Raw genomic sequence first — 26,220 nt, forward strand, 5'->3', positions numbered from 1 at the left:
AGCGTCAGTCATGCCGAGTTTCCTGAAAGACTTCTTCAATCGGAACGGCACGTTGATGGGGTCGTTGATGCTGGGTCTGGTCCTGTTCTGGACCGTCGGTCTGATCATCCTGCCGCAACTGTCGATGCTCGATTTCTCGTTCCGTCCGAACCTGCCCCCGCCTGAAATTGGTGGGCCAAAGGATGTCTATACGCTTGAGAACTACAAGTATCTGGTCTTCGGACCGGAAGGGGGTAGTCAGGATTACAACGCAGTCGACCTGAAGGTCTTTTTCCGCACTCTGGTCGCCGCTGTCTGCGTGACCATCTTCAACCTGATCCTGTGTTATCCGATCGCGTATTATCTGGGCCAGACCAAGGGCAATCACATCCGTATCCTCGCCCTGATGCTGATTATCCCCTATTGGATCAACGAAATTTTGCGCGCCTTTGCGCTGCGGATCATCTTTGGCGAAAGCGGGGTGCTGAACACTATTCTGGTCGGCTCCGGGATATTCGACACGCCGTTTGACTTCATCCGCAACGATATTGCGCTCTATGCCGGTCTTGGATACGCCTATATCCTGCTGATGATCTTCCCGATCTACAACGTGATCGAAAGCCTTGATCACAACCAGATCGAGGCCGCGCGCGACCTTGGCGCCCCTTGGTGGCGCATTCACAAACGCGTTGTGATCCCTTATGCCAAGCCCGGCATCAGTTCGGGCTGCACGATGGTCTTCATGCTGTCTGCCGGGGCACTGGCCGCGCCGCAGATCCTTGGCGGGCCATCCAGTCTGTGGTTCACCCAGCTGATTTACCAGCAGTTCAATGACAATAGCGACTGGCCACAAGGCGCGGCCTATGCGGTAGTGCTTCTGGTGACCTGTATCCTTCTGGTCCTTGCGGTCATGCGGCTGTTCAAGGTGAACATGGGGGATATCGGCAAATGAACAATTCCATTATCCGTATCTCGATCTGGGTCTATCTGGCGATCTTCTTTATCTATCTGCTGGGCCCGCTCGTGATCATGTCGATCACCGCGTTCAACTCGCCCAGCTTTCCGCGCGCCACCCCTTGGGAATGCTTGACCTTCGAATGGTTCTCGGCCCTGTTTCAGGACGAGCGCATCCTGAACGGCATCAAGAACTCGATCCTTGTTGGGATCGGCACGATCATCCTGTCGGTGTCGATGGGTCTGGCCGGCGCGCTGATGCTAACGCAAATCTGGCCCAAACTGCGCGCGACCTATTATACGATCATCATCGCGCCGATCCTGATCCCCGGCGTGGTGCTTGGTATCTCGACACTGGTGTTCTGGGACCGCATCAACCGGATGCTGGGTCTGGGGGCGGATAGCTTCCTGTCAAATGGCCTGTTTCTGACCATCATCGGTCAGTCCACCTTCATCGCCAGCTATTGCATGTTGGTCCTGGTGGCGCGTCTGCAACGCTATGACCTGGCCCTGACCGAAGCCGCATTGGATTTGGGCGCAACCCATGCCCAAGCATTTCGCAAGATCCTTCTGCCCTTCATGCGTCCGGCGCTGGCATCGGCGGCGGTGCTGGCGTTTCTGGCCTCGTTCGAGAACTACAACACCACCACATTCACCTTCGGCGAATACCCGACGCTGACGATCGAACTGGCGCAGAAAGTGCGCTATGGCATTACGCCTGCGATCTCGGCTTTGGCGTTCATGATCGTTGTGCTGACCGTCTTTGCGGCCCTGTTCAACGAGGCCAACATCAAGCGCAAGGAGGTCATCGCCAAAGCGCGAAAAGAAGGTGCGACGGTTGGCGATGTGACCGGCGGCGTCAAACTGCCCGGTTTCTTCACCGGTAATGCAGCCGCCGTCACGTTGGTGGTCTTTGCTGTCGCGACCATCGCGGTGATCGGCACCGCGACGGTTTATAGCCCGAAGCAGTGTATCGCTGATCTGCAAGAACAGAAGCGTTTGGAAACCAGTCAGCGCATTCAGGAACTGCGTGATCAACGTGCTAAGGATGCCGCAGAGAAGGCAGCAGCCGAAGGCAAAAGCGAGGGGGCAGTGACAGCGCCCAAGCCGTCGAACAACTCAGGCTTTGGCGGTGTGTTTGCGCCGGGAACTTTGCAGAACGAAGAAGAAAGCTCGGCACCTGCAGATGCTGCCCCGTCTAACAATTCCGGGTTCGGAGGCGTGTTCAACCCGGACAACATAGGAAGTGGTGGCGAGTAACAGCACCATTCCGCAACGCGTGAAAACGGTAAGGCCTGATTGCCGCGATCATAATGCGCCCCTTGGCTATGACCCCAAGGGGCGCATTGTGATCATTTGTACGCGGTATTGCAGGATTTGCGCGCGGCGCGACGGGCAAATCAGAAGAAAAAGATATCATCGACCAATGCGTTGGGGTCTGTGAGGCCCAAAAGCGTCAGCGTATCGCCATTGTCGAAGGTTATGGTGGTATTGTTGCCATTGCTGACCGCGTTGGATGCAAGGAAACTCGCAACATTCGACGTTGATACCAGTGAGCTGTCGATCTCTAGCAAATCGCCTTGTGCATCCGAGAAATCCCAGATGACGTCGTCACCGTCATTGAAGATGAACGTGTCGCCGCCCGGTCCACCGATCAGGACATCGTGCCCCAATCCACCATTGAGACGGTCCCCCGACGCTTCGCCGTTTAAGCGGTCGTTGCCGGCACCACCTCTCAGCACGTCCCTCCCGTTGCCGCCCGCCATCAGGTCATCGCCATCCCCACCCGAGATCAGGTCGTTTCCTGAGTTGCCAATCAGCGCATCGTTTCCGTCGTCGCCGTAAATTCTGTCGGCCCCGCCGCCGCCCGAAATGAGATCTCGATCGGCTCCGCCGTATATCGTGTCGATACCATGCTCACCATAAATCCTGTCGGCGCCTGCATCTCCGCGCAGGGTGTCATTGTCAAAGCCACCGAGGATCTTGTCATCACCTTCCCCACCGTGAATGACGTCATGTCCGCGCTCTCCAAGCAGGGCGTCATTGCCGTCGCCCCCATAGATCGTGTCGGACCCATTGCCGCCGCGAATGATATCCCAGCCGGTGTCGCCGAAAATGGTGTCTACATCGTGTTGGCCATAAATCGCGTCTGACCCGGCACCGCCGCGGAGTTCATCAATCCCGAAGCCCCCATAGATTTTGTCTTTGCCGTCGCCGCCTTGCACGACGTCATTGCCCTGTTCGCCGAACAGCGCGTCGTTCCCGTCTTGACCATAGATTGTGTCGGATCCGTTGCCGCCTTTGATGACATCCCAACCCTGATCGCCAAAAAGCCTATCCGCGCCATGAAGCCCAAAGATGCTGTCTGACCCGGCACCGCCCATGAGCTGGTTTGCAAAGGCATTCCCAATGATCTTGTCGGCGCCGGACCCGCCGGTTGCATTTTCGATGAATGTGGCACGCTCAATATGTACATTGTTGGCTTTGCCGTAGACGCTTGAAAAATATCCTGGCCTCAAATCGATATTCTGATTCTTGCCGGTGTTCGAAAAGTCCACCGTATCAATGCCGCCCTGGTCGTAAATCGTCATAGTCATCGCAGGCAGCAGGGACGAGAACTCTGAAGCCGGACCTTCGGCGTTAGAATCGCGACCCCAGATCGTGTTGCCAGTATTGACCCTGTCGCTGCCCGATGGCTGCCCATAGAGCCTGTGCATCGCAATGATATCTGCGGCCATTGGTGTCAGGACATAGGCATGCGAGGCATTGACGTTCGGGTTTTCCGTTTGCGAAAAGTAGGACATCACGCTCATTTGCCAACTGTCATTGGCAAATTTGGCATCCTGCGGAAATGTCGCCGAGCCGTTGTAGTTTCCCGCATGCCCCAGCCCAAGTGCATGACCAATCTCATGCAAATAGGTTTGGTAGCTATAGCTATTCAGGTTGTAGTCGTCGCCACTGATCCACCAGCTGGGAATGTTTACGTCTGCCCGGACGATGTCATTGGATCCATTGATATAGGTGACAGCATAAGCGCCCGACGTATCGCTTTGCGCAAACCGTATGTCGGCGAAACTGCTATTGCTGGCGACAAACGCGATACCCGTAACGGCTGACCAGGCATCAAGCGCTTTTTCAGCGAACCACTTGCCAGAGTTGGAAATCCCGTTGGTGTTGTAATACAGCGTTCGGCTGGCGTTCAGGTCGAACGAAACCCCTTGAGGCTGGCCAAAGTGCTTCGCGAACCCATGTGTAAGTTGAACTGAAAAGTCACCGGGCGATACACGGGGCAAAGCATATTGTATCTGCTGGCCACCTGCCGAACCGCCCCCAAAACCTAGAAACCCTGTATTCTGCATCGCCTACTAACCCTTTTTTAAAATGCGCGGTTCTCTTTTGGTATCCAATTGGCACGACAATAAGGCAATTCTTGGTAATGGTGCAAATAAGTTAATGAAGATTGATTTTCTGGATCGAAGTCACACAACGCCATGAAATCGAAAGAAAAAAGCCCCGGCGTTTCCACCGGGGCTTTCCAATTTCAAACGATCAGCGACTTATGCGTCTTCGTCTTTTTTCTTCTGCTCAGGAGCGATCTCTTCGCCGGTTTCCTGATCGACGATTTTCATCGACAGGCGCACCTTGCCGCGATCGTCAAAGCCCAGAAGCTTGACTTTCACTTCCTGGCCTTCTTTCAGAACGTCCGAAGGGTGGTTCAGGCGGCGGTTTTCGATCTGGCTGACATGCACAAGGCCGTCGCGCTTGCCGAAGAAGTTCACGAAGGCACCGAAATCGACGATCTTCACGACCTTACCGGTATAGATCGCGCCTTCTTCCGGCTCTGCCACGATCGCGTGGATCATGTCATAGGCCTTCTGGATGGCGTCGCCATTGGGCGATGCGATCTTGATCACGCCGTCGTCGTTGATGTCGACCTTCGCGCCCGACACTTCCACGATCTCGCGGATGACCTTACCGCCCGAGCCGATCACTTCACGGATCTTGTCGGTGGGCACGTTCATCGTCTCGATGCGGGGTGCGTGAGCCGAAAACTCGGCGCGGCCAGCGGACAGGGCTTTGTTCATCTCTTCCAAGATATGCAGACGGCCTTGTTTGGCTTGCGCCAGGGCTTTCTCCATGATCTCGGGCGTGATGCCTGCAACCTTGATGTCCATCTGCAGCGACGTGATACCGTCTTCGGTGCCCGCCACTTTGAAGTCCATGTCGCCCAAGTGATCTTCGTCACCCAAGATGTCGGTCAGAACAGCGTAGGAACCGTCATCTTCCAGAATCAAGCCCATGGCCACACCGGCAACCGGTGCTTTCAGCGGCACGGCCGCGTCCATCATGGACAGCGAACCACCACAGACCGACGCCATCGAGGACGAGCCGTTCGACTCGGTGATCTCGGAGACAACGCGGATGGTGTAGGGGAAGTCGGTGGCCGACGGCAGAACCGCCTGCAACGCACGCCAAGCCAGCTTGCCGTGACCGATTTCGCGACGACCGGTGAAGCCGAAGCGACCCACTTCGCCGACCGAATAGGGCGGGAAGTTATAGTGCAGCATGAAGTTCGACTTGTAGGTGCCGGTCAGCGCGTCGATCATTTGCTCGTCGTCGCCGGTGCCCAGAGTGGTCACGACCAGACCCTGTGTTTCACCGCGGGTGAACAGGGCTGAACCGTGCGTCCGGGGCAGAATACCTGCTTCCGATACGATCGGGCGCACGGTGTCCAGTGCGCGGCCATCGATACGCTTGCCGGTTTTCACCACGTCGCCACGCACAACCGAGCTTTCCAGCTTTTTCAGCGCGGAACCGAGGTTTTGGTCTTCCTGCTGCTCTTCGCTCAGGGATGCGATGATTTCGTCTTTGGCGGAAGACAGCGCCGCAACGCGTTCCTGCTTGTCGGTGTTGCCGTAAGCTGCGCGGATTTTGTCCTCGCCAGCCGCTTTCACAGCGGCGTAAAGGTCCGAATAGTCAGCAGGCTGATAGTCGAATGGCTCTTTCGCAGCAGCTTCGGCCAGATCAATGATCAAGTCGATGACCGGCTGAATTTGCTGGTGCGCAAAGTTCACGGCACCCAGCATTTCGGCCTCAGTCAGCTCGTAGGCTTCCGACTCAACCATCATCACGGCGTCTTTTGTGCCAGCAACTACAAGGTCCAGACGTTGGTCGGGATTGTTGCGCAGCTGATGCATGTCGTCGCAAGTCGGGTTCAGGATGTATTCGCCATCCTCATAACCCACGCGAGCTGCCGCAATCGGACCCATGAAGGGCGCGCCTGAAATGGTCAGCGCCGCCGAGGCCGCGATCATCGCCACGATGTCGGGATCGTTGACAAGGTCGTGGCTCAGCACGGTGCAGATCACCAGAACTTCGTTCTTGAAGCCGGGGACGAACAGCGGGCGGATCGGGCGGTCGATCAGACGCGATGTCAGCGTCTCTTTTTCCGTCGGGCGCGCTTCGCGTTTGAAGAAGCCACCGGGGATTTTACCGGCTGCATAGTATTTTTCATTATAGTGAACCGTCAGCGGGAAGAAGTCCTGACCGGGCTTCTGTTCCTTCGCGAAGGTTACGTTGGCCATAACCGAAGTTTCGCCCAAAGTGGCGATAACCGAGCCGTCAGCCTGACGGGCAACTTTGCCCGTTTCCAGAGTGAGGGTTTCTTCGCCCCACTCAATCGATTTTGTCGTTACGTCAAACATTATGTTTTCCTAGTTGGAAGCACTCCCGGCCCTCCGGGTCTTCCGTTTTCATGGCGGCCCCATTGCCGCCGACCCCTCTACCTTGTCATGCGCCGGGGTCGAAGCGTCACGTCTCAGATGGGCGGTCCATATAGGAAAAACGGGTGTTTGGAAACAGGATTGTTTGCGCACACAGGCCCGCGGGGCGCCCGATGCGATACTACGCCTATTGGGTATGCGAGGCCTGCTGCCGGGTCAGCTTGCCGCGCGGGACCTTGGTGATCCCAAATGCCTTGCGCGCCGTGACCAATCGCAGGTCTTCCGGGTCCATCCCCAGCGACAGGATTGTGTCGCGGTCATAGCGTTCGCGGGCTATGGCAGGGTCGTGTTTGGTGCCAAAAAGACGATCAATCCAGTTCATCCCAAAGCTGACGTGATATGTCGCTTCGTGATCCTGAAAGTGGTGGGCTAGATGGGTGCGCGTGACACGTTGCCCGAACCAGCCTTTTCGCACGTTCACATGGGCCAACGTGTGGCAGTATTCATAGAAAGTGTAAGCACTGACCGATCCAACGAACAATGCGACATAGGCTGTCAGAACTGCGGTGCCAAACCCAAGAAACGGCCACAGGATCAGGCTGTGGATGAAAAGCGAGATCATGGCAAACCGCACCGGATACCAGTGATCGCCGCCAGTGAAATACTCGGCATCATTCGGGAATTCATGGTGGCCGATGTGGCTGCGATACAGCTCGTTAAAAACGCCTTGATCGGTGGGCGGCTCACGATGGAACAGGAAGCGGTGCATAGCGTATTCGACGAAAAACTGCGCGAATACCCCATAGACAATTGCCAAAACCAGCCATGGTGAGAACCAATAGATAAGAGCAGCAACGCCAACGAGCCAGAACGGAAGCAGCCTGTGCAGGCTGCCCATATTGACCAGAATGGCAAGTGTGGCTTTCATCTTCATCCTCCCTTGATCCGCGAAGCATGGGCAATCCTTAGCCGTGCAATCAAGCGAAACGCGACGTAAAGGGGCTTTAGAAGGGACGTGCCAACGAAAAAGGGGCTGCAAAACAGCCCCTTCATCAAGTCTATCGAACGACGCTTAGCGGCGCAGGCCGAGGCGTTTGATCAGGTCCTGATAACGGGCCTCATCTTTCGCGCGGGCGTAGTCCAAAAGTTTACGACGCAGAGCAACCATTTTCAAAAGGCCACGGCGACCGTGGTTATCTTTTTTGTGGGTTTTGAAATGCTCGGTCAGGGTCGCGATGCGCGAGGACAGGATTGCAACCTGTACTTCAGGCGAACCTGTGTCACCTTCTTTGGTGCCGAACTCTTTGATCAGACGTGTTTTTTCTTCAGGTGTAATCGACATCGGGGTCTCCTTTAAAAGGTTAGAGTTGATGGCGCAGGCCGGGATGTCGTCCAGCAAGGCCCATGGAGATATCCGGCCACAGAATGTGATCGAATGCGGGCGTATAGGAAGATTCCCCCCTAAACGCAAAGGAAAAGTGCAAAACCGATTGTGGGATTATTGCAGCTGCATTTCATCAATGATCTGCTGGGCCCAATCGCCAAGGACCGGAATGAAGTCAATTGATGCAAGCATGAACGCCAGGATCGAAACCAGAAGCGAGGCCCCCAGCACTGACCCAAGACCGAAGGCAAGTCCGCGATACAGTTGAAACAACCCCAATTTCCAGAGGCTGTCGTGCAGCCGGATGAACCGGTGGTTGTTCATGCGTTCGACTTCGGCGCGCAAAGCGCGGACTTCGAAAGACAGTGCTTCTTCGCGTTCGGCCAACTTGTTTTCGGTCATGTCCCACTGCCTTTGCAATCTAATGCCGCACTTGTGTTAACCATTTGTTAATAAATCATTAACTTAAGTTTGTTACTACTTTTTCATAGGAGTTTGAAGCCAGAGCGCTACAATCGCAAGCGGTAGTCATTGGTTGCGCGTTTTGTTGCGTCGGCCGCGCTCAATCGCGCTTTTAGGGAAGCGAGCTGTTATATGTTGTTTTCGTTACTATTTCTTGGCCTTCTTCCAGTTGCCTTCATGGCCGAAAGCTTTGCAGAAGACCCTTTTGAGGACCCAGATGATGATGCTGCGGGGAATGGTACGGAACCAGCCCCACCATCTGGAAATGGCGATTTCATCGCTGTGGACGTGCCCGGCGATGGCGGCGTCAGTGACAATTCTGACGTGCTGACGCCAAACACCGACGATCAATTGATACCCGGTCAAAGTATTGGCGATACAGATGAGGTTCTAACACCCAATAACGGTTTGGGTGACGGCGCGACGCCTCATCACGAGGCCTCGTTGCTGGATCGCCTTTTGGCAACGGAAACAGATTCGCATTATGGACGCGAAGATCTGGGCAACTTTCTTGGCGACTTGAACGAGACGATCCTCACAGATTCTGGCGATCACGCTGAGCTGCCCGATGACAATGCCGACGACGTCGGGTCGGGGTCGATTGACGACTTCCACGGCTCGCCCATCGTGCAGTCGGGTGATGGATCGGCAGTTGACGTGCTCGATGGCGGCGATGGCGATGACACTCTGATGGCGGGCGACGGGGCCGCGTACCTGTTCGGCAACGACGGAGATGATGCCATAATGGCGGGCGGCGGTGTGCTGGCGGCGTTTGGCGGTGACGGTGAGGACATGCTGGATGGCTCGCATAGCCTTGATAGCTTTCTGGATGGCGGCGTCGGCGACGATACGCTGCTGGGTGGCGACGGCGACGATCAACTGTTTGGCGGCGTCCACGAAGACCCTGAAGGCTCGGGGGATCGCGTGTCTGACGACGACCTGCTCGCCGGCGGTGCTGGCAATGACCAACTGCATGGCGGCTATGGCGCAGACATTCTGACGGGCGGGGATGGTAACGACACGCTCAACCATCTGGGCCATGCGATGGAACGCAGCGGCGCTGAGCTTCATGATTTCGACTGGCACATTGATGGAGATCAGGACCGATTGGATGGTGGTCTGGGCGATGACACTCTGATCATGGACCGCGCCGACATCGCAACCGGTGGCGATGGCGAAGACGTGTTCTGGATCTATTCAGACGCCGAGGCGGGCGAGGATTACGCCGAGGTCACAGATTTCGTACCGGGTCAGGATTTTCTTCGGGTGTCGCTGGACCCAAATCAAGCAATTGGTGATCTGGACTATGACGTTCATCCGTCCGATACCGGTGAAGATGGTATCGTCACCGTCAATGGCGAGGTTATCGCCATCCTAAAGGGCGCACCGGGTGCGACCACGCACGATATCTATGTCGAAGTGACACCGGTCGTTTTCCGTTAACGTGCGAGCGATAGGGGTCGGTCAGGTCAGAACCAGGGTTCTGGCTGCTGAGTATATGCGATGTATAGCGGGTGCTTGGGATGACCGTCTTTGGTCAGGCCCAGATGATGAACCGGCTTGCTGGTTTGGCGCAGCAAGGCCTCGACCTTAGCGCCGCGAGCCAGATGCGCCCCGTGGGTTCCCCAGCCGCAAATGATTTGATCAGCCCAAGGACAGCTGTCCAGAATGGCGGCGTCATTCGCGGGCCCAACCGGCTCTGCCGCCGCGCGCATATTGCGTGGGTCCGTATCGCGCCAGGCAAAAATATTCGTCACCCGAAACGCCCCGAACCCCAGAGTGCGCGCACGCCGTTCGCACCGTTCTACCGTCGGGTCGTTCTGAACTTCGGTCGCGGTGGATGGGTTCAGCATGATGAACAGCGCTTTGCGACCCGCCGGATCCCATACACGCGTCAACTGGTAACGATATTTCTGGCAGTCCGAATAGACGGCCGTTGATTGGGCATCGCCCTTCTGAAACTCACGCGTAATCATGCCCGCGTTTTGGACCTGACGCGTCTATTTGGCAAGCCCTTGCACCGTGCTGCAATTGGACCGACACTGACAGCCTACAGAAAGGTCACGCCATGCTGATAGCCGAGATCATCCGCAAGAAACGCGACGCGCAGGTTTTGAACTCTGACGAGATCGCCCAGATGGTGCGCGGCATATCCGACGAAGGCGCAAGTGATGCACAGGTTGCCGCCTTTGCAATGGCGGTGCTGTTGAACGGAATGGAACGGCAGGAAGCTGCCGCGCTAACCTTGGCGATGCGCGACAGTGGGGACGTGTTTGACTGGTCTGATCTGCCCGGTCCTGTGGTCGACAAGCATTCGACGGGCGGCGTTGGCGATAATGTCAGCCTGATGCTTGCCCCGATTGTCGCAGCTTGCGGGTGCTATGTGCCGATGATTTCGGGCCGTGGTCTTGGCCACACGGGAGGGACATTGGACAAGATGGAGTCCATCCCCGGCTATGTCGCGACGCCGGATAATAGCCTTTTCTCGAAGGTCGTGAACCAGGTTGGCTGCGCCATCATTGGTCAGACGTCTCACCTGGCCCCGGCGGACAAGCGCTTCTATGGCATCCGTGACGTGACCGCGACGGTCGAAAGCATCCCGCTGATTACGGCGTCGATCCTGTCCAAAAAGCTGGCGGCCGGGTTGGGATCGCTGGTGATGGACGTCAAGTTCGGCAATGGGGCCTTCATGTCGGATTTCGACAAAGCGCGCGATCTGGCGGTGTCGATCACAGGTGTCGCCCGTGCGGCGGGATTGCCGTGTCATGCGCTTTTGACGGACATGAACCAACCGCTTGCGGACGCTGCAGGTAATGCGGTCGAAGTCGTGAACGCCGTTGAGTTTTTGACTGGCGCGCGCCGCGAAACTCGACTGGCCGAGGTCGTCATTGCCTTGTGCGGAGAGATGTTGGTGACCGCAGGGCTTCAATCCGACCGCTTGAAAGCAGTGGAAACGGCGATGGCGGCGTTGGAAGATGGGCGCGCTGCGGAGCGGTTTGGCCAGATGGTCACGGCGTTGGGAGGCCCCTCCGATTTCGTCGAGAATTATGCGGCACATTTGCCGGAGGCGGCATTGCAGCGCGATATTTTGGCCCCCCATACCGGCTTTGTAAACGCAATCGACACACGCGATATCGGGTTGGCTGTGGTGGAACTTGGCGGAGGTCGCAGGATCTCGTCCGACAAAGTGAACCCGGCGGTTGGTCTAACGCGCCTTGCGCCGCTGGGCGCAAAAGTTGAAAAAGGTGACCCGATTGCGGTGGTCCATGCCGATAGCAAGGACGCGGCTGATCTGGCGCAGGCTCAGCTATTGGCGGCCTATTCGATTGGCGACCGGCCTGAGGCGCAGCCGGTGGTGCGCGATATTATTGATTGAACACGCGTGACGGGTGCAATTCACCTGCGCGATAGATACCGACGGCAACAGCCTTACAGCCGTGGGATGCCCATGCCTCGTCGCCATATTCTACGTCTGATGCGATCACCATGCCGGGGTTGCCGTGGCGCAGACGGGTCGCGCCCTCGTCCGTCGCCTTAAGCTCGGGCAGATCTTGCAACCCTTCTTCAAGCGGGCGCAAATAGGCGTCCAGCTCACCTGTTTTCGCCAGCTTCTCGACCAGTTCAAGGCTGACACCATCGTCGCAGTCGAACGGCCCGGACCAGATGCGGCGCAGCTCGCGGACATGGCCGTGGCAGCCCAACACCTCGCCCAGATCACGCGCGATTGAGCGCACATAGCCACCCTTGCCGCAGGTCATCTCTAACGTGACGTGATCTGCGTCGGGCCGGTCCAGCATCACCAATTCCTCGACCCAGAGGGGACGAGCGGCAATTTCGACATCTTCGCCGTCGCGGGCAAGTTTATAGGCGCGTTCGCCGTCGATCTTCACCGCAGAAAACTTCGGCGGCACCTGCATGATCTGTCCGGTGAACTGGCCCAATGCAGCTTGAATGTCTTCATCCGACGGGCGCGCAGCGCTTTCGGCGATCACCTCGCCTTCGGTGTCATCGGTATTGGTCGCCTGACCAAGACGGACGGTGAACACATAGGCTTTCAGCGCGTCGGTGATGTAGGGCACCGTCTTGGTGGCTTCGCCCAGCGCCACGGCCAGAACACCGGTGGCTTCGGGGTCCAGCGTGCCGGCGTGACCTGCCTTCTTGGCATCCATCGCCCAGCGGACTTTGTTGACCACGGCGTTCGAACTGACACCGGCGGGCTTGTCCACGACCAGCCAGCCGTGAATGTCCCGCCCCTTTTTGCGGCGTCCCATCAGGTGTCCTCCGACCCGTCCTCGTCGTCTTCGACTTTAGGTTTCAGGTCGCGCTGAACGCTTTCCTGAGACAGCAGGCGGTGGGTGTGGTCCATCTGGTCGAAGGTCTCGTCCACCATGAAGCGCAGGTCTGGCGTGTGTTTGATCTTCAACGCTTTGCCTAAGATACGACGCAGCTCGCCTTTGTTGCGGGCCAGCGCTTTGATCGCCAGATCACCATCCTTGCCACCCAAGGGCAGGGCGAACACGGTGGCGATGCTGAGGTCAGAGGTCACGCGCACCTCGCCAATTGTGATCGACATGCGCCCAAGGTCGGGGTCGTGTACATCGCCACGCATCAATGCTTCGGACAGGGTCCGGCGGATCAGCTCGGCGATGCGCAGCTGTCGCTGCGTTGGGCCGGCTGTGTCATGAAATCGGTTCTTTGCCATAGGGGCCATTTATGCCCGATTGCGCGCCTTCGCAACAGGGCTTTGCCAAGATAGGGCAAGCGCGCTAGACAGCGATGAAGCGAAGGAGACGAAGATGAGCGATTTGCCGGGCATAGTTGTGATGGGGGCATCGGGCCGGATGGGCCAGATGTTGATCCAAGAAATCAACGCGAACAAGGGCGCACGGCTGGTTGGTGCGTTGGAGCGTCCGGGGCATGATTGGGTTGGCAATGATGTTGGCATCTGCATGGGCGGTCAGGCGCTGGGCGTCATCGTGTCCGATGATCCGCTGGAGACAATGGCCAAAGCGCAGGCAGTCATAGATTTCACCGCGCCCGCCGCAACCGTCGCGATGGCCGAGATCGCGGCACAAGCACGGGCCGTTCATGTGATTGGCACGACCGGGCTTAGCGACGATGATTTGGCAAAGCTGGCCCTTGCCGGGCGGCATGCCACCATCGTGCGCGCGGGCAACATGAGCCTTGGGGTCAATCTTCTGGTCCAATTGACTCGCAAAGTGGCCGAGGCGCTGGACGAAGATTTCGACATCGAGATCATCGAGGCGCATCACCATCACAAGGTCGACGCTCCATCAGGCACCGCCCTGATGCTGGGCGAGGCTGCGGCGGCCGGTCGCGGCGTCGATCTGGGCGATGCGTCAGACCGGGGTCGTGATGGCATCACAGGCGCGCGCAAAAAGGGTGACATCGGGTTTCACGCCGTGCGCGGCGGCGACATTGTGGGCGAACATGACGTGATGTTTGCCGCCCCCGGAGAGCGTATTGTATTGCGTCACCTAGCTACCGACCGCGCGATCTTTGCCCGCGGGGCGGTGAAGGCCGCGCTTTGGGGGCAGGGCAAGAAACCCGGCGAATACGATATGATGGATGTGTTGGGGCTGTAACCCGAGCGGTGGCTGGCCGATCAAAAGTCGATCGCGATGCCCTTCTTTTCCCAATCGCCATAGCGGACCGGCTCAGGCCCGTCGCGGCCTCCGAGTTCTGTCGGGCGAGTTTTGGCCTCTGCCTCTGTCTTCTTACGGCGTTCCGCGGCTTCGGCCAGGGCGCGCTTGGCGGCGGGCGGCAGGTCGCGCTGCTCGGTCTGGGGCTTTGATGGCGTGTCGGACATAGGCCTGATCCTTGTGGCTTTCTGTGCCATGATATAGGTCGCGCGCAGATGAAACGCAAAGGGGCAGCGATGAGCGACGCCGTGGACCCGCGACATATCGCGGTGGATTTGTTGGGGGACGTGCTGGACGAGCATCGCTTGCTGTCCGAAGCATTGCCGAAACGGCTGGCGAAAGTTGCCCCCGAAGACCGCGCCCGCGCCCAACGTTTGACCCTGCTTGCGCTTCGAAACATGGATCGTGCTGACCGCATGTTGGGGCCGCATATGAAAAAGCGTCCGCCCGCGCGGGTTCTGAACACTCTGCGGCTAGGCGTGGCCGAGATCTGCACGGGCGGGGCCGCGCATGGCGTCGTGAACGATTTGGTCGGCGTGACTCGCGCAGGTCGCGAAACCGAGCGGCTGGCCGGTTTGGTCAACGCCGTTTTACGCAAGGTGGCGGACGAGGCTGATAAATGGGACAGCTTGCCGGTCCCGCGGCTGCCAAAATGGCTGCGCAAACCGCTGATCGCCGATTATGGCAAGGCACAGGTCGAAGCGATAGAGGCTGTGCAGGCGAAGGCGCCTCCGCTTGATCTGACCGCGAAGGGGGACGCTGCGGAGCTGGCGAAACGGCTTGGCGGAACGCTGTTGCCGACCGGATCGGTGCGGTTGCAGGACGCCGGGCAAGTGACGGCGCTGAACGGGTATGACGCGGGGGAATGGTGGGTGCAGGATGCATCGGCGGCTTTGCCTGCAAGGGTGCTTGCGCCGGATGCGGGTGCGCGGGTGCTAGATATGTGTGCCGCGCCCGGTGGCAAGACCATGCAGCTTGCGGCGACCGGGGCGGATGTGACGGCGCTGGACGTGTCCGAGGTGCGGATGAAGCGCGTGGCTGAAAACCTTGCACGCACCGGGCTAAAGGCGACGTTGGTCGTTGGCGACGCGCTGGAATTTGACGAGCCTCAGTTTGACGCAATCCTGCTGGACGCCCCCTGCACTGCGACCGGAACGATCCGCAGGCACCCCGATCTGCCCCACGCCAAGGATGGCAGCGACTTTCCCGGCCTGTTTGAGTTGCAGGAATATTTGATTGACCGCGCCATCGGGCTCTTGAAGCCGGGCGGGCGTCTGGTCTTTTGCACCTGTAGTCTGCTGATTGATGAGGGAGAGGAACAGGTGCGCGATGCGCTAACTCGCCACCCAGACGTGCAAGTCGAACTGGACGCGCTGCGCGTGCCGGGGGTCGAGGACGCCTGGATCGGGTCAGAAGGTCTGCGCATTATGCCAAATTTCCGGGCTGAGCTGGGTGGGATGGACGGGTTCTTCATCACCGCATTGCGGAAATCCTGAATCAGGTCACGGCAATTCACCGATGACTCTCGTCAAGCGTGTCTGTATGCTTCGCTGAAAGCCCCCATCAGAGGGGCGGTAGTTCAACGCAGTTGAATGATTGAGGCGAGGCGTCCCCGTGGTGCATCAAGATGGCTTCTCTGGGTTCAAAACCCGTTTTGCGAATCGCTTTCAGGCGAAGCGCGCGGCGCGTGCGCGTCCTGCGACCGGCTTTGTTTCCCAACCAGAACCCCGCACCATCGGCGCTTATGCGCGCGGCAAGCAGTTGATCGCGGGCAACTATCTGTTCGCCGGTCATCTTGTGAATGCGCCGAACTCTGGTCTGTGGGACGTGACGCCGCCCAGTCAGGGTTTTTCTGAAGAAACGCAGGGTTTTGTCTGGCTGGATGATCTGGCCAGCGTCGGCGACAGCGAGGCGCGCAAACGGGCGCAAGCTTGGGTCTTGGGCTGGATCGATCAGTATGGCCGCGGCGTTGGCGATGGCTGGACACCCGACCTGACGGGTCGGCGGTTGATCCGCTGGATCAACCACGCCATTTTCCTGATCGCCGGAATGGATTCCGACCAAAGCCGCGCGTTTTTCCGCTCGCTCGGTCAGCAAACTATTTTTTTGTCGCGCCGGTGGCATGCGGCCACGCCGGGCTTGCCTCGGTTTGAGGCGCTGACCGGGTTGATCTATGCCGGGCTGGGGCTTGAGGGGATGGAACGTCACGTTGCCCCCGCCGTGAAAGCGCTTGCGCGGGAATGTGCCGAACAGATTGACGGTGAAGGTGGAATTCCCACCCGCAACCCGGAAGAATTACTGGATGTGTTCACGCTTCTGAACTGGGCCGCGCTGGCCTTGTCGGAAAGTGGTCGCCAAGCGGCGGCGGCCCATGTGGGCGCGATTGAACGGATCGCGCCGACCTTGCGCGCACTTAGACATGCCGATGGCGGGCTGGCGCGGTTTCATGGCGGCGGGCGTGGGCTGCAGGGGCGTCTGGATCACGCGCTGGCCACGTCGGGCGTGCGTGCTGGGCCTGCGACCGGACTTTCGATGGGCTACACCCGGCTTAGCGCGGGGCGAACAAGTTTAATCGTCGACACAGCCCCCCCTCCGACGGGGATGGCATCTGCCAACGCCCATGCGTCGACCCTTGCGTTCGAGCTGACCTCGGGCAGGCGGCCTTTGGTGGTGAATTGCGGGTGTGGCGCGCATTTCGGAGCCGAGTGGCACAAGGCGGGTCGGGCGACGCCGTCACATTCCGTGTTGGGTTTGGCGGGTCTGTCATCCTCGCGGCTAGGGGCGGCGCGCAATTACGGTGGCGGGGCCAAGGTTTTTCTGACCTCGACCCCGGCAAAGGTTCATTTGCAACGCTTGGAGGAACCCAGCGGCACCGGTGTCGTGGCAGCGCATGATGGCTATGTAAAAAGCCACGGTCTGACCCATATGCGGCGCATCGAAATGGCCGACAACGGGCGCGGTGTGTCGGGCGAGGATACGCTTGCCGCTGTTTCTGATGCAGATCAGGTCCAGTTTGATCGCGCGATGGACCAAGTGTCGCTGCAGGGTATCCCCTACAGTGTTCGTTTTCACTTGCATCCAGATGTGGATGCAACGCTTGATTTGGGTGGAACGGCGGTGTCGATGGCGCTTCGGTCCGGCGAGATTTGGGTGTTTCGGTTCGAAGGCCGCGGCGAATTGGCGTTGGAAAGCAGCGTTTATTTAGAAAAGACGCGTTTGAAGCCCCGGAAAACAAAACAAGTGGTTCTATCTGGCGTCGCAATGGATTATGCGACACGCATCCGCTGGACGCTGGCTAAGGCGCAGGAAACCCCCTCGGTTTTGCGTGACCTTGAAAGCGGCGACGCGGCGGAGCTGCCAAGTTAAACGCCAAGGGGGCCAAAGAGCCATGACCGACCTTCATCCCGTGCGCCGCGCGCTGATTTCCGTATCCGACAAGACCGGCCTGATTGATCTGGGCAAATCATTGGAAGAGCGCGGGATTGAAATCCTGTCGACTGGTGGTTCTGCCAAGGTATTGCGCGACGCCGGTGTGTCCGTGAAAGATGTGGCCGACATCACAGACTTCCCCGAAATGATGGACGGTCGCGTGAAAACCCTGCACCCGATGGTGCATGGTGGCCTTTTGGCCCTGCGTGACAATGATGACCACGTCGCGTCGATGGAAGAACACGGTATCTGGGCCATCGACCTGCTTGTCGCGAACCTTTATCCGTTTGAGACAACCGTTGCCTCGGGTGCCGATTATGACACCTGTATCGAGAACATCGACATTGGCGGCCCCGCAATGATTCGCGCTGCCGCCAAGAACCACGCGTTTGTGAGCGTCGTGGTGGATGTTGAAGATTACCCCAAGCTGTTGGGTGATCTGGACCAGCACGTTGGGTCCACCTGTCCGAAATTCCGCAAGAAACTGGCGCAGAAAGCCTATGCGCGCACGGCAGCATATGACGCGGCTGTTTCGAACTGGATGGCAGAGGCACTTGAACTGAAAGCGCCTCATCGGCGCGCCTTTGCGGGCACGTTGAAGCAAACCCTGCGCTATGGTGAAAACAGCCACCAGAAGGCAGCGTTTTATGCCGACGGTTCGAACCGCCCCGGTGTTGCCACCGCGACCCAGCTTCAGGGCAAAGAACTGTCATACAACAACATCAACGACACCGACGCCGCGTTCGAATTGGTGGCGGAGTTTGACCCGGCAGACAGCCCCGCCGTGGCGATTATCAAACACGCGAACCCCTGTGGTGTGGCCCAAGGCGCGACACTGGCCGAGGCCTATCAGAAGGCGTTCGACTGCGACCGCACCTCGGCTTTCGGAGGAATCGTCGCGCTGAACCAGCCGCTGGACGCGGACACCGCCAAGAAAATCACCGAGATTTTCACCGAGGTCGTGATTGCCCCCGGCGCGTCTGATGAAGCACGCGAAATCTTTGCGGGTAAGAAAAACCTGCGCCTTCTACTGACGGATGGCTTGCCCGACACGCGTGCGCCGCTGACGGCATATAAGCAGGTTTCCGGCGGTCTGCTGGTGCAGGACAAGGACGTGGGCTATGTCGGCATGGATGACCTGACGGTTGTGACCGAAAAAGCGCCGACCGAAGAGCAGATGCGCGATTTGCTGTTCGCATGGAAGGTCGGAAAACACGTCAAATCCAACGCGATCGTATATGTGAAAGACAAGGCGACCGTGGGTGTTGGCGCAGGCCAGATGAGCCGACTGGACAGCGCCAATGTTGCCGCAGCCAAAGCGCAGCGGATGGCGAACGAACTAGGGCTGTATGAGAGCCTTGCCAAAGGTTCGGCAGTCGCATCGGACGCCTTCTTCCCGTTTCCCGACGGCCTTTTGGAAGCCGCCGCCGCCGGGGCGACCTGCGTTATTCAGCCCGGCGGCTCGATGCGCGACAATGAAGTGATCGACGCGGCCAATGACGCAGGCCTTGCGATGGTGTTCACCGGCATGCGCCACTTCCGGCACTGATCAGACGATGCGTTTGATTCTGATAGCTGCCGTTTTGGCCTTCGCCCTTGATCAGGGCAGCAAGTATCATGCGCTCTACGTGCTTGATCTGGACCGCGTTGGCGTGGTCCAGATCTGGCCGCCTTATCTGGTTTACCAAATGGCGTGGAACACGGGCGTTAATTTCGGCCTGTTCGGGTCTGACGGCGCGGCCATGCGTTGGGTGCTGGTGGCGCTTAGCTTCGTGATCTCGGCTTGGGTCGTCATCTGGGTTCGCCGCGAAAAGCTTGGCAGACTGGCACATATATCCGCTGGGCTATTGGTTGGTGGCGCGCTGGGCAACGTCGTTGATCGTATCTATTACGGGGCGGTGGTCGATTTTCTGAACATGTCCTGTTGCGGCATACAGAACCCGTTTTCCTTCAACGTTGCCGACATTTTTGTATTTGCGGGGGCTATTGGTCTGGTTCTCTTCTCATCAACGCACAAGACCCCGTGACGCGCGTTTCCAGATGGGCTAAGAAGCGGTAGGAAACGAGGGTTTTTCGTCACATGCGATTTTTTTCCGTAAAGCTTTTGACCGTTCTTGGTGCCGGTTTTCTTCTGACTGCTTGTTCCGGCGGTGATCCCAAGTTGATGAACTTGCGGTCCAGCCAGGCGGGTCCGGATGAATTTGCGATTCTGCCGACAAAGCCGCTGCAAGAACCCGAAAACTATGCTGCACTGCCGCCTCCGACACCGGGCGGAACCAACGTTAGCGACCCGACACCCAACGCGGATGCGGTCGCAGCACTTGGTGGACAGCTGCGCAATACCGGCCTGCGCGGTGGTGAAGGCGCGCTTGTGACAGCCGCCAGCCGTTATGGCGTTGGGTCCGGCATTCGCAATCAACTTGCGGCGGAAGACCTGAAATGGCGTCAGGAAAATCGCGGTAAAGTGCTTGAGCGGTTGTTCGGCGTGAATGTCTATTACAGCGCTTACGAGGCGCACGAACTGGACCAGCATCGCGAACTGGAACGGATGCGCCGCAGCGGCGTTTGGACGCCTGCGGCCCCGCCCGATCCGGCGGCTGCGCAATAACACGGGGGGCCAAACGGCCCCCTTTTTCGTCTTGTGATGGCCGTTGGGATCGACAGTGATCACATCTGTGTTTTCATGCCTTGAAGCTCGCGCCATCGCGCGTAACTTGATCACCAACAGACAGGAGTTACGAATGCGGTTCTTACTTGCTGCTTTTCTTGCCATTGGGTTGGGCACGCCCGCCGCCGCCAAGGAAGGCGTCACAGATTTCACCTTGGACAATGGGCTTGAGGTCGTGGTGATCGAAGATCACCGTGCGCCAGTTGTGGTCCATATGTTGTGGTACCGGGCAGGTGCGGCAGATGAAAAACCCGGCGTTTCGGGCATCGCGCATTTTTTGGAGCATTTGTTGTTCAAGGCGACCGAAACCATGGAGTCAGGCGAGCTTAGCCGTGTGGTTGCCGAAAATGGCGGGTCTGACAATGCATTCACGTCGCAGGATTACACCGCGTATTTTCAGCGTGTCGCGGCTGATCGACTGGGTCTGATGATGCAGATGGAAGCGGACCGGATGCGCAATCTGCGGCTGACCGAAGATGATATTGCGACCGAACGAAACGTCATTCTGGAAGAACGCGCACAGCGCACCGACAGCGATCCGTCAGCGTTGTTTCATGAGCAGATGAATGCGGCAGCTTACCTGAATCACCCTTACGGCACCCCGATCATCGGCTGGCGCCATGAAGCCGCGCAGCTTTCGCGCGAAGATGCGTTGGCCTATTATGAACGCTATTACGCGCCCAATAATGGTATCCTGATCGTTGCGGGCGACGTCACGCCCGATGACGTCAAAGTGCTGGCGCAGGAACATTACGGCCCCTTGATGCCGACGCCTGATCTGACAGAACGCAAACGGTTGGTCGAGCCGCCCCAACTGGCCGCGCGTCGCATTCGATTTGAAGACGCAAGGGTGTCGCAACCTTATGTTTTCCGCCAATATCACGCGCCGGAACGCGATGCAGGCGCGCAGGAACAGGCCGCAGAGCTTGTTTATCTGGCTGAAATTCTTGGCGGCAATGGGGCCACCTCGGTTTTGGGGCGTGCGCTACAGTTTGAAGATCCAATCGCTGTCTATGCCGGGGCTGGCTATGGCTCGGTGATGCTGGATGACAGTGAATTTTCACTCGTGGTCTATCCGACTGCCGATACCAGCCTTGCCGAAGCCGAGGCTGCGCTGGATCGCGAGATTGCCGAATTCCTTGAAACCGGAATTGATCCTGAACAGTTCGAACGTATCAAATTCCAGATCCGTGCTGATCAGGTATATGCGCTAGATAATGCGATGTCGCGCGCACAGCGCTATGGGCGTGCGCTGACCTCGGGCCTGACGATCGAAGATGTGCAGGCGTGGCCTGATGTCTTGCAAGCTGTCACCGCTGACCAAGTGATGGACGCCGCGCGCAAGGTGTTTGACGACCGCAAATCCGTAACCGGCTGGCTTGTCCCCGCAGGTGGAGAGGAAATGAAATGATGCGCCTGATTTATGCCCTTGCCACGCTGGTGATCGTGACCCTGCCAGCCCGCGCGGAGATTGCCATTCAAGAGGTAACGACCCCCGCAGGTATCAATGTTTGGTTGGTGGAAGAACACAGCTTGCCTTTTACCGCGCTGGAAATCCGGTTTCGTGGTGGCACCTCGCTGGATCGTCCCGGCAAACGCGGCGCGGTGAATCTGATGGTCGGTCTGCTGGAAGAGGGGTCGGGCGATTTGGACGCCCGCGCCTTTGCCGAAGCGCGCGAAAGTTTGGCCGCCTCGTTCAGTTTTGGGGCCTATGATGATGCGGTCACCGTTTCGGCGCAGTTTCTGACTGAAAACCGCGACGCCGCCACCACTCTTTTGCATGCAGCACTTACCGAGCCCCGGTTTGACGACGCCGCGATTGATCGGGTGCGTGGGCAAGTAATGTCTCATCTCACAGCTCGCGTTACAGACCCCAACGCAATTGCGGGTGAGACATGGGACAGCATGGCCTATGGCGACCATCCGTATGGCACCTATCGATCCGGTACGCCCGAAAGTGTGGCATCCCTTACACGAGACGACCTTGAGGCTGCTATGTCAGATGCGATTGCCTTGGATCGGATATATGTTGCCGCCGTCGGCGATATTTCGGCGGATGAGCTTAGCCAACTGCTTGACACCTTGTTCGACGGGTTGCCCGCAAAGGGTGCGCCGCTTCCGGACCTTGTCGACTTCACCTTGAAAGGTGGCACAACAGTTGTGCCCTTTGATACGCCGCAATCTGTCGCCATGTTTGGCCAAGATGGCATCGCGCGTGATGACCCAGATTTTTTCGCGGCCTTCGTGCTGAACGAGGTTCTGGGCGGGCGCAGTTCGAACTCGCGCCTGATGAAAGAGGTGCGCGAAAAGCGCGGGCTGACTTATGGGGTGGGGACCTACTTGGCTGATGCCGACCTGTCCGAAACCATCATGGGGCATTTTTCCAGCCAGAACGGCTCGATGGGTGAAGCAATAGGGGTCGTGCGCGCGGAATGGGCAAAGATCGCCGAAAACGGTATCACGCAGGACGAACTGACAGCTGCGCAAACCTATCTGACGGGGTCTTATCCGCTACGGTTCGATGGCAACGCCAATATTGCCAATATCATGGTGTCCATGCAGATGGAGGGTTTGCCTGTCGATTACATCGCAACCCGAAATGATCAGGTAATGGCGGTGACGCTGGACGAGGCCAAGCGTGTGGCAGCGCGCATCTTTGACCCGGAAGCACTGCATTTCGTGGTTGTTGGTCAGCCCGAAGGCGTTGTGTCGAATTAGCCGATTATCGCGCGGCGCAAAGGCGATTTCACAATGGTAGAATCGGCGCAGTTCATGCTAGGTTTTGTGGTATGTCCGTTGATACCCCCCAGATAAGCCCGGCGTGCGCCTCTGACAGCCGCCCGATGATCCGCCAGTTGGATGACGCCGCGATAAATCGGATCGCGGCGGGCGAGGTCGTGGAACGCCCCGCATCCGCCGTGAAAGAGCTGGTTGAAAATGCGTTGGATGCAGGGGCGACGCGGGTTGACGTAACATATGCGGATGGCGGCAAGACCCTGATCCGCGTCACCGACGATGGATGCGGAATTGCGCCCGATGATCTGCCTTTGGCCCTGTCGCGTCATGCGACGTCGAAGATCGACGGCTCGGACCTTCTGGACATTCACACCTTCGGCTTCCGCGGTGAGGCATTGCCCTCGCTTGGGTCGGTTGGTCGATTGACCATCATTTCGCGGGCCGATGGGTTTGATGCTGCCACGATCCGGGTGGCAGGGGGCGAAACAAGTGCGGTCAAACCCGCCGCCCTGTCCGGCGGTACCGTGGTCGAACTGCGCGACCTGTTTTACGCAACACCCGCGCGGCTGAAATTCATGCGCACCGACCGGGCCGAGGCGCAGGCGATCACCGACGTGATCAAGCGCCTTGCGATGGCTGAACCGCATGTGGGTTTCACCCTGCGCGATGTGTCGGGTGGCGGTGAGGGCCGTGTGACCTTCCGCGCCGATCCTGAAACCGGCGATATGTTCGATGCGCTTGGCGGGCGGCTCGGGTCGATCCTTGGGCGCGATTTTTCGGATAATGCGATCCAGATTGATGCCGAACGCGACGGGTTGCGCCTGACGGGGTTTGCAGCCTTACCAACCTATTCGCGCGGCGCGGCAGTGGCGCAGTTCCTGTTCGTCAATGGTCGCCCCGTGAAGGATAAGCTGCTGACCGGCGCACTGCGGGCGGCGTATTTCGATTTCCTCAGCCGTGACCGGCATCCCGCTGCCGCGCTGTTCGTGTCCTGCGACCCGCATCTGGTCGATGTGAACGTGCACCCGGCAAAATCCGAGGTGCGGTTCCGCGAACCCGGCATCGCGCGTGGTTTGATCGTATCAGGCCTGCGCCATGCGTTGGCAAACGCGGGACATCGTGCGTCAACGACTGTCGCGGGGGCGACTTTGGGCGCGATGCGCCCTGAGCCGATCGGCCCGAGGGTCTATCAAATGGACCGCCCCGGCGCGGGCGCGATACGGCAGGCGTATACCTCGCAGGCCCCCGGCTCTGACATGCCGGGATTTGCCGAAATGTCCACGCCCTCGGCCCGCTTTGATCCGGTGGTTGAGGCGGATAGCGAAGCCCCGCAAGAGGCGCTGCCCCTTGGCGCCGCCCGCGCGCAGGTGCATGAGAACTACATCATCGCGCAGACCGAAACCGGCATGGTTATCGTTGATCAGCACGCGGCCCACGAACGGTTGGTCTATGAAAAGCTCAAACGCCAGATGGCCGAAATCGGTGTCGCGCGTCAGGCGCTTCTGATCCCCGAAATTGTTGAGCTGTCCTCCGGTGATGTGGCGCGGGTGTTGGAAGTCGCGGATGACCTTGCCCAGATGGGGCTTGTCATCGAACCCTTCGGCGGCGATGCCATCGCCGTGCGCGAAACGCCGGCCATTCTGGGTGAAATAAACGCCACCGCGATGATCAAGGACGTGCTGGACGAACTGGCCGACCTTGGCGACAGCAACAAGGTCCAAGCCAAAGTCGAGGCCGTGTTGTCCCGCGTCGCCTGCCATGGCTCGATCCGGTCGGGTCGCTGGATGCGACCCGAGGAGATGAACGCCCTGCTGCGCGAGATGGAGGCGACGCCCCATTCCGGCCAGTGCAATCACGGCCGCCCCACTTATGTGGAACTGAAACTTGCAGATATCGAAAGGCTGTTTGGCCGCACATGATCCAGATTGGTGACACCACTTATGACCTTTCCGACCCGCTGGTTCTGGCGACCATCGGGGGAGCATTCTTAGCGCTGGTCATGTTCGTCCTGCTTATCGTCGTGGTGCGCCGGGCGGGGCAATCGGCACGCGTGGCCCAAGACCTTGCGCGCGATATGGGCGGTCTTGGTCAAGCCGTGCAGGTGTTGGGTGCGGGGCAGGATCAACTGTCGGGCGGGTTGCGCACTGTGTCGGATGCGCAGTCCACTGGGCAAGCGCAGGTGTTGCAGGCGATGGAAACGCGTCTGGCGCATGTGCAGCAGCAGATGAATGACCGGCTGCATGACAACGCGATGAAATCTGCCCGCGCCATGTCGGAATTGCAAGAGCGGATGAAGGAAAGCCTGCAAGGCAACACGGTGAAAACCACCCAGAGCCTGACCCAATTGCAGGAGCGGCTGGCGGTGATCGACAAAGCGCAGGACAACATCACGCGGCTGTCGGGCGATGTGCTCAGCCTTCAGGACATCCTGTCAAACAAGCAGACGCGCGGCGCATTTGGCGAGATACAGCTGCACGACATCGTGTCCAAGGCGCTGCCCAAAGACAGCTATGACCTGCAACAGACCCTGTCCAACGGAAAACGCGCCGATTGCCTGATCCACCTGCCCAACCCGCCGGGGCCGATTGTGATCGATTCAAAATTCCCGCTGGAGGCCTATGAAGCCCTGCGCGCCGCGGACACGCCTTACGAGGTGAACGAGGCGGCAAAGGCCATGCGCATCGCGGTCAAGGCGCATATCAAGGCGATCGCTGAGAAATATATCATCGAAGGCGAAACCGCAGACGGCGCCCTGATGTTCCTGCCGTCCGAGGCCGTCTATGCCGAACTGCACGCCAACTTCCCCGAACTGGTCCGTGAAGGGTTCGCAGCGCGTGTCTGGATCGTGTCCCCCACGACGTGCATGGCGACGCTGAACACGATGCGGGCGATCCTGAAAGATGCCCGAATGCGTGAACAGGCGGGCGAGATCCGCAAGATGCTAAAGCACCTTCACCGCGATGTGGAGCTTGTTGTCGAGCGCGCGGGCAAGTTGGAGACTCACTTCGATCAGGCACGACGCGATGTTGAGGGGATTACCACAGCGGCAGAACGCGCCGGGAAACGCGCGGCGCGGCTGGATAACTTCGATTTTGAGGAGTTGTCAGACGAGGCCGAGAATGTGGTGCCGATTGGGAAGGGGTGAGGTGTCGTGGACGTGCGAGATGGTAGCATTGAGCCCCCTTTGCAGATTTCTACGGTGCGTCTAAGCTCTGCTTCACG

At 58.7% G+C, this 26,220-nt stretch carries 23 protein-coding genes; 14 read left to right on the forward strand and 9 right to left on the reverse strand.

What is annotated here, in order from left to right; translation table 11 throughout:
* Window positions 1-10 precede the first annotated feature (10 nt).
* Entirely contained in the window at window positions 11-931 is a 921-nt protein-coding gene (locus MUY35_RS06350; RefSeq protein WP_248364846.1) for an ABC transporter permease, read from the forward strand.
* Window positions 928-2,193 carry an ABC transporter permease gene (locus tag MUY35_RS06355; protein ID WP_248364847.1) on the forward strand — a complete coding sequence of 422 codons (1,266 nt, stop codon included), beginning with the start codon at window positions 928-930 and terminating at the stop codon, window positions 2,191-2,193. The genes MUY35_RS06350 and MUY35_RS06355 overlap by 4 nt, the downstream gene beginning before the upstream one ends.
* A gap of 140 nt (window positions 2,194-2,333) precedes the next feature.
* Here MUY35_RS06355 and MUY35_RS06360 read toward each other — a convergent pair whose 3' ends face one another.
* The 5 genes from MUY35_RS06360 to MUY35_RS06380 form a co-directional block, all read right to left on the reverse strand.
* Entirely contained in the window at window positions 2,334-4,292 is a 1,959-nt protein-coding gene (locus tag MUY35_RS06360) for a M10 family metallopeptidase (RefSeq protein WP_248364848.1), read from the reverse strand.
* A gap of 198 nt (window positions 4,293-4,490) precedes the next feature.
* Window positions 4,491-6,638: a polyribonucleotide nucleotidyltransferase gene (pnp, locus tag MUY35_RS06365; RefSeq protein WP_248364849.1), complete on the reverse strand. Its 2,148-nt coding sequence runs from the start codon at window positions 6,636-6,638 to the stop codon at window positions 4,491-4,493.
* A 205-nt stretch (window positions 6,639-6,843) separates the two neighbouring features.
* Complete coding sequence (locus MUY35_RS06370; protein WP_248364850.1) at window positions 6,844-7,584, reverse strand: sterol desaturase family protein; 741 nt, start codon at window positions 7,582-7,584, stop codon at window positions 6,844-6,846.
* A 144-nt stretch (window positions 7,585-7,728) separates the two neighbouring features.
* Entirely contained in the window at window positions 7,729-7,998 is a 270-nt protein-coding gene (gene rpsO, locus MUY35_RS06375; RefSeq protein ID WP_248364921.1) for a 30S ribosomal protein S15, read from the reverse strand.
* Between the two features lie 156 nt (window positions 7,999-8,154).
* The gene (locus tag MUY35_RS06380; protein WP_248364851.1) at window positions 8,155-8,442 is read right to left on the reverse strand and encodes a DUF5665 domain-containing protein; all 288 of its coding nucleotides are present in this window, start codon (window positions 8,440-8,442) and stop codon (window positions 8,155-8,157) included.
* Window positions 8,443-8,634: 192 nt separating this feature from the next.
* On the opposite strand from MUY35_RS06380, the gene MUY35_RS06385 reads away from it, so the two are divergent.
* Window positions 8,635-9,945 (forward strand): hypothetical protein, encoded by a 1,311-nt coding sequence (locus MUY35_RS06385; protein WP_248364852.1) that lies wholly within the window; start codon window positions 8,635-8,637, stop codon window positions 9,943-9,945.
* A 26-nt stretch (window positions 9,946-9,971) separates the two neighbouring features.
* Here the strand turns inward: MUY35_RS06385 and MUY35_RS06390 are convergent, their stop codons facing one another.
* On the reverse strand, window positions 9,972-10,478 hold the full coding sequence (locus tag MUY35_RS06390) for a DUF1643 domain-containing protein (RefSeq protein WP_248364853.1): 507 nt from the start codon (window positions 10,476-10,478) through the stop codon (window positions 9,972-9,974).
* 92 nt (window positions 10,479-10,570) lie between these two features.
* Here MUY35_RS06390 and deoA point away from each other — a divergent pair, with 92 nt between their 5' ends.
* Window positions 10,571-11,878, forward strand: coding sequence for a thymidine phosphorylase (gene deoA, locus MUY35_RS06395; RefSeq protein WP_248364854.1), 1,308 nt, complete (start codon window positions 10,571-10,573; stop codon window positions 11,876-11,878).
* Here the strand turns inward: deoA and truB are convergent.
* Both truB and rbfA read right to left on the reverse strand, forming a co-directional pair.
* Entirely contained in the window at window positions 11,868-12,773 is a 906-nt protein-coding gene (truB, locus tag MUY35_RS06400; protein ID WP_248364855.1) for a tRNA pseudouridine(55) synthase TruB, read from the reverse strand. The genes deoA and truB overlap by 11 nt on opposite strands.
* Window positions 12,773-13,204, reverse strand: a complete 432-nt coding sequence (gene rbfA, locus MUY35_RS06405) for a 30S ribosome-binding factor RbfA (protein WP_248364856.1) — start codon at window positions 13,202-13,204, stop codon at window positions 12,773-12,775. The genes truB and rbfA overlap by 1 nt, the downstream gene beginning before the upstream one ends.
* Window positions 13,205-13,298: 94 nt before the next feature.
* On the opposite strand from rbfA, the gene dapB reads away from it, so the two are divergent.
* Window positions 13,299-14,108 (forward strand): 4-hydroxy-tetrahydrodipicolinate reductase, encoded by an 810-nt coding sequence (gene dapB / locus MUY35_RS06410; protein ID WP_248364857.1) that lies wholly within the window; start codon window positions 13,299-13,301, stop codon window positions 14,106-14,108.
* Between the two features lie 20 nt (window positions 14,109-14,128).
* On the opposite strand, the gene MUY35_RS06415 is transcribed toward dapB, so the two are convergent.
* Window positions 14,129-14,332 carry a DUF1674 domain-containing protein gene (locus MUY35_RS06415; protein WP_248364858.1) on the reverse strand — a complete coding sequence of 68 codons (204 nt, stop codon included), beginning with the start codon at window positions 14,330-14,332 and terminating at the stop codon, window positions 14,129-14,131.
* A 69-nt stretch (window positions 14,333-14,401) separates the two neighbouring features.
* Between MUY35_RS06415 and MUY35_RS06420 the strand changes: the two genes are divergently transcribed.
* The 9 genes from MUY35_RS06420 (at window position 14,402) to rmuC (ending at window position 26,143) form a co-directional block, all read left to right on the forward strand.
* Complete coding sequence (locus MUY35_RS06420) at window positions 14,402-15,661, forward strand: transcription antitermination factor NusB (protein ID WP_248364859.1); 1,260 nt, start codon at window positions 14,402-14,404, stop codon at window positions 15,659-15,661.
* A 118-nt stretch (window positions 15,662-15,779) separates the two neighbouring features.
* The gene (locus MUY35_RS06425; protein WP_248364860.1) at window positions 15,780-17,531 is read left to right on the forward strand and encodes a heparinase II/III family protein; all 1,752 of its coding nucleotides are present in this window, start codon (window positions 15,780-15,782) and stop codon (window positions 17,529-17,531) included.
* A gap of 22 nt (window positions 17,532-17,553) precedes the next feature.
* A complete protein-coding gene (purH, locus tag MUY35_RS06430) occupies window positions 17,554-19,143 on the forward strand; it encodes a bifunctional phosphoribosylaminoimidazolecarboxamide formyltransferase/IMP cyclohydrolase (RefSeq protein WP_248364861.1) in 1,590 nt (529 codons plus the stop codon).
* A 7-nt stretch (window positions 19,144-19,150) separates the two neighbouring features.
* Window positions 19,151-19,621: a signal peptidase II gene (lspA, locus tag MUY35_RS06435; RefSeq protein ID WP_248364862.1), complete on the forward strand. Its 471-nt coding sequence runs from the start codon at window positions 19,151-19,153 to the stop codon at window positions 19,619-19,621.
* Between the two features lie 53 nt (window positions 19,622-19,674).
* Window positions 19,675-20,202 carry a DUF3035 domain-containing protein gene (locus MUY35_RS06440; protein WP_248364863.1) on the forward strand — a complete coding sequence of 176 codons (528 nt, stop codon included), beginning with the start codon at window positions 19,675-19,677 and terminating at the stop codon, window positions 20,200-20,202.
* A gap of 133 nt (window positions 20,203-20,335) precedes the next feature.
* A complete protein-coding gene (locus MUY35_RS06445) occupies window positions 20,336-21,673 on the forward strand; it encodes a pitrilysin family protein (protein WP_248364864.1) in 1,338 nt (445 codons plus the stop codon).
* A complete protein-coding gene (locus tag MUY35_RS06450) occupies window positions 21,670-22,980 on the forward strand; it encodes a pitrilysin family protein (protein WP_248364865.1) in 1,311 nt (436 codons plus the stop codon). The genes MUY35_RS06445 and MUY35_RS06450 overlap by 4 nt, the downstream gene beginning before the upstream one ends.
* 71 nt (window positions 22,981-23,051) lie before the next feature.
* A complete protein-coding gene (mutL, locus tag MUY35_RS06455) occupies window positions 23,052-24,917 on the forward strand; it encodes a DNA mismatch repair endonuclease MutL (protein ID WP_248364866.1) in 1,866 nt (621 codons plus the stop codon).
* The gene (gene rmuC / locus MUY35_RS06460; RefSeq protein WP_248364867.1) at window positions 24,914-26,143 is read left to right on the forward strand and encodes a DNA recombination protein RmuC; all 1,230 of its coding nucleotides are present in this window, start codon (window positions 24,914-24,916) and stop codon (window positions 26,141-26,143) included. Before mutL ends, rmuC begins: the two co-directional genes overlap by 4 nt.
* Window positions 26,144-26,220: the final 77 nt, after the last annotated feature.

The sequence above is a fragment of the Aliiroseovarius sp. S1339 genome (assembly GCF_023195695.1).
GTDB lineage: Bacteria > Pseudomonadota > Alphaproteobacteria > Rhodobacterales > Rhodobacteraceae > Aliiroseovarius.

What these genes read in the sequence shown, in the direction of transcription:
- MUY35_RS06350 (WP_248364846.1), top strand. Translation starts at nt 11, where the DNA reads ATGCCGAGTTTCCTGAAAGACTTCTTCAATCGGAACGGCACGTTGATG.
- MUY35_RS06355 (WP_248364847.1), top strand. Translation starts at nt 928, where the DNA reads ATGAACAATTCCATTATCCGTATCTCGATCTGGGTCTATCTGGCGATC.
- MUY35_RS06360 (WP_248364848.1), bottom strand. Translation starts at nt 4,292, where the DNA reads ATGCAGAATACAGGGTTTCTAGGTTTTGGGGGCGGTTCGGCAGGTGGC.
- pnp (WP_248364849.1), bottom strand. Translation starts at nt 6,638, where the DNA reads ATGTTTGACGTAACGACAAAATCGATTGAGTGGGGCGAAGAAACCCTC.
- MUY35_RS06370 (WP_248364850.1), bottom strand. Translation starts at nt 7,584, where the DNA reads ATGAAAGCCACACTTGCCATTCTGGTCAATATGGGCAGCCTGCACAGG.
- rpsO (WP_248364921.1), bottom strand. Translation starts at nt 7,998, where the DNA reads ATGTCGATTACACCTGAAGAAAAAACACGTCTGATCAAAGAGTTCGGC.
- MUY35_RS06380 (WP_248364851.1), bottom strand. Translation starts at nt 8,442, where the DNA reads ATGACCGAAAACAAGTTGGCCGAACGCGAAGAAGCACTGTCTTTCGAA.
- MUY35_RS06385 (WP_248364852.1), top strand. Translation starts at nt 8,635, where the DNA reads ATGTTGTTTTCGTTACTATTTCTTGGCCTTCTTCCAGTTGCCTTCATG.
- MUY35_RS06390 (WP_248364853.1), bottom strand. Translation starts at nt 10,478, where the DNA reads ATGATTACGCGTGAGTTTCAGAAGGGCGATGCCCAATCAACGGCCGTC.
- deoA (WP_248364854.1), top strand. Translation starts at nt 10,571, where the DNA reads ATGCTGATAGCCGAGATCATCCGCAAGAAACGCGACGCGCAGGTTTTG.
- truB (WP_248364855.1), bottom strand. Translation starts at nt 12,773, where the DNA reads ATGGGACGCCGCAAAAAGGGGCGGGACATTCACGGCTGGCTGGTCGTG.
- rbfA (WP_248364856.1), bottom strand. Translation starts at nt 13,204, where the DNA reads ATGGCAAAGAACCGATTTCATGACACAGCCGGCCCAACGCAGCGACAG.
- dapB (WP_248364857.1), top strand. Translation starts at nt 13,299, where the DNA reads ATGAGCGATTTGCCGGGCATAGTTGTGATGGGGGCATCGGGCCGGATG.
- MUY35_RS06415 (WP_248364858.1), bottom strand. Translation starts at nt 14,332, where the DNA reads ATGTCCGACACGCCATCAAAGCCCCAGACCGAGCAGCGCGACCTGCCG.
- MUY35_RS06420 (WP_248364859.1), top strand. Translation starts at nt 14,402, where the DNA reads ATGAGCGACGCCGTGGACCCGCGACATATCGCGGTGGATTTGTTGGGG.
- purH (WP_248364861.1), top strand. Translation starts at nt 17,554, where the DNA reads ATGACCGACCTTCATCCCGTGCGCCGCGCGCTGATTTCCGTATCCGAC.
- lspA (WP_248364862.1), top strand. Translation starts at nt 19,151, where the DNA reads ATGCGTTTGATTCTGATAGCTGCCGTTTTGGCCTTCGCCCTTGATCAG.
- MUY35_RS06440 (WP_248364863.1), top strand. Translation starts at nt 19,675, where the DNA reads ATGCGATTTTTTTCCGTAAAGCTTTTGACCGTTCTTGGTGCCGGTTTT.
- MUY35_RS06445 (WP_248364864.1), top strand. Translation starts at nt 20,336, where the DNA reads ATGCGGTTCTTACTTGCTGCTTTTCTTGCCATTGGGTTGGGCACGCCC.
- MUY35_RS06450 (WP_248364865.1), top strand. Translation starts at nt 21,670, where the DNA reads ATGATGCGCCTGATTTATGCCCTTGCCACGCTGGTGATCGTGACCCTG.
- mutL (WP_248364866.1), top strand. Translation starts at nt 23,052, where the DNA reads ATGTCCGTTGATACCCCCCAGATAAGCCCGGCGTGCGCCTCTGACAGC.
- rmuC (WP_248364867.1), top strand. Translation starts at nt 24,914, where the DNA reads ATGATCCAGATTGGTGACACCACTTATGACCTTTCCGACCCGCTGGTT.